Annotated in this window: 1 protein-coding gene; it reads right to left on the bottom strand. The window is 53.2% G+C overall.

The features are described from left to right. A partial coding sequence (locus tag D7X55_RS45210; RefSeq protein WP_147470528.1) for a hypothetical protein occupies positions 1-282 on the bottom strand: 282 nt, incomplete at its 3' end. Between the last annotated feature and the right edge of the window lie 137 nt (positions 283-419).

The following is a 419-nucleotide window of genomic DNA, read 5'->3' as shown; positions in this document are numbered from 1 at the left end:
CAACGATCTCGCTAGGGCGCGTCGTACTGCCAATCGCTGCCCAGGCAGTCTCCTTTCAAGCAGATCGAGAGTCGCGTCGAACTTTGAACGATCGAAGGCGGCACGCTCGATATCCGTGAATGATGTCCCATTCAATTCGTAGATCTGTTCAACCAGCCCTTTGAAGCCAGGTAGCCCTGAAGGGTAAGAGACTCCGGCGCCGCAGAAGAAGACTACTCGCCCCTCTTCGTGTGCCTGCAGAAGTGCTTCTCGGATGTCCGGTCCGTCGACTATGAACTGCATTGCATCTTCCTCTGAATGCTCTCGAGCAGAGTGTAGGTTCAAATCAGAAAGAATGGGCGACTCGCAGCGTCCGATACAATTCTGCTTATGAAATCAGTACAGATGCACTCCGATGGTCCCAAGTGCTGAGATATGCC

The sequence above is a fragment of the Corallococcus sp. AB049A genome (assembly GCF_003668885.1).
GTDB classification, from domain to species: Bacteria; Myxococcota; Myxococcia; order Myxococcales; family Myxococcaceae; genus Corallococcus; species Corallococcus interemptor.
This window is presented reverse-complemented; position numbering and strand designations above follow the sequence as displayed.